Below are 1,788 nucleotides of genomic sequence, written 5' to 3'. Positions count from 1 at the left end.
GCGAGGCCTCGGTGCTCGAGAGCAGCCAGCGGCGGGCCGCCGCCGGCGGCTGAAAGCCAACCCCAACTGGGCCGAACAGGTCGAGCCGAGCCCCCGGAGCCGGGCATCCGCTGGCATCGACCGGGAGTGCCAGCAGGCCGCCCTCGATCTCGCAGGGAAACACAGGCGTGAGGAGACCGGAGGCCCCGAGGAAATCGGCCAGGATGGCCTGTCCCGGGGCGACGACCCAGGCCTCGGGCGTACGCAGGCGGACAACGGGCGTGCCGAGGGCATCCAGGCCGAGCGAGTGGATGACTGTCTGAATTCGACGCACGAGCGGATGCTAGCATGCCGCCGGGGTCGGGGCAACGTCAGGCGGCTGTCCGCCGGCGCCGGATGGGGACCTGCTATAATCCCATCGGTTCCTCAGTCAGAGGGAGCCCTTCAAGGAGGACGGCATGAATGTCGCACAGGTAGTTCGGCTGATGGCATCGCTGGCATGGATGGCGGCGATCGCGGTCATCGCCATCTCGATTCTCCGCGCCGGCCGCGGCCAGCCCCTGCGCCGATCCGGCGCTGTCGTACTGGGGATTGTGAGTATCGCCATCGTGCTGACGATCGTTGCCGCCGGCCTGGTGTTCATCCAGCCGGAGGAACGCGGCGTGGTGATCTCGGCCTTTGCCGAGAAGGGATATCGTGAACTGGCGCTCCAGCCCGGCTTGAAATGGGTCATCCCGTTCGCGGAAACCGTGGTGGTCTACCCGATCTCCCGGCAGACCTACACGATGTCGATCGCACCACTGGAGGGCCAGGTTGTAGGAGACGACTCCGTCGATACGCGGACCTCTGACGGCCAGCAGGTCAAGATCGACGCCTCGGTGATCTACTCGATCAAGCCGAGCGATGTCGTCGACGTGCATATCAACTGGCAGGACCGCTACTCCGAGGACCTCGTTCGACCGCTGGTGCGGGGTGAGGTTCGCAACGGTACGGCAGCCTACACGGCCGAGCAAATTGTCACCGAGAAGCGTGCCGACATGGTCACCGGCATCACCGACACGCTGCGGGAGAAGCTTGCCCAGAATGGACTGGTCTTGGACGAGTTCATCTTGCGCAACATCACTTTCTCGCCGGAGTTCGCGGCTTCGATTGAGCAGAAACAGATCGCCGAACAGCAGGCCAAGCAGGCGGCCTTCGTCGTCGAGCAGCGCAAGCAGGAAGCCGAGCAGGCCCGGCAGACGGCGGCGGGGCGGGCGGACGCTCTGGTGATCGACGCCGAAGGCAAGGCCAAGTCCAACCTGATCGAGGCCGAAGCCCAGTCCAAGGCACTGGAGCTGATCGGGGCTGCGCTGCGCAGCAACCCGGCTTTGCTCAACTATGAGTACATCCAGCGGTTGGCGCCGGGGATCCAGGTGATGCTGGTGCCGAGCGACAATCCGTACCTGCTGCCGCTGCCGACGCTCGCGCCCGCCGCGACGATCCCCCCGGCGACGGGACAATAGTCACAGCATCGTAACGCGCAGACTACGTGCGCAAGACCGAAACGCGGGACCCGGCAGGCGGCCGGGTCCTGTTCACGTTCGAGTGGGAGCGCTCGCAGTGGAGCGGGAGGAGGCCGAGGGCATGCATCTAGGTGACGCGCCCCGTCCGTCGCCCCTGCGGAAGCAGGGACCCAGGCGAGGTGCCACGTGAGTGGCGGCCGCCCCACCCAACACGCCGCCGGCGACGGTACGCCGACGCCGACCTGCATCGCCCGATGGGAAGAATCCTCTGGATTCCCGCACCCTTCTGCTTCGCTGCGGGGTGCTG

At 66.5% G+C, this 1,788-nt stretch carries 2 protein-coding genes; one reads left to right on the top strand and one right to left on the bottom strand.

Annotation, left to right across the window (positions count from 1 at the left end; genetic code table 11):
- A partial coding sequence (locus MUO23_10970) for a hypothetical protein (GenBank protein ID MCJ7513477.1) occupies nucleotides 1-313 on the bottom strand: 313 nt, incomplete at its 3' end.
- A 124-nt stretch (nucleotides 314-437) separates the two neighbouring features.
- On the opposite strand from MUO23_10970, the gene MUO23_10965 reads away from it, so the two are divergent.
- The gene (locus MUO23_10965) at nucleotides 438-1,481 is read left to right on the top strand and encodes a prohibitin family protein (protein MCJ7513476.1); all 1,044 of its coding nucleotides are present in this window, start codon (nucleotides 438-440) and stop codon (nucleotides 1,479-1,481) included.
- Nucleotides 1,482-1,788 lie beyond the last annotated feature (307 nt).

The organism is Anaerolineales bacterium (assembly GCA_022866145.1).
Taxonomy (GTDB): Bacteria; Chloroflexota; Anaerolineae; order Anaerolineales; family E44-bin32; genus PFL42.
The sequence above is the reverse complement of the archived record's forward strand: the minus strand, read 5'-3'. Positions and strand labels throughout refer to the sequence as shown.

What these genes read in the sequence shown, in the direction of transcription:
- MUO23_10965 (MCJ7513476.1), top strand. Translation starts at nt 438, where the DNA reads ATGAATGTCGCACAGGTAGTTCGGCTGATGGCATCGCTGGCATGGATG.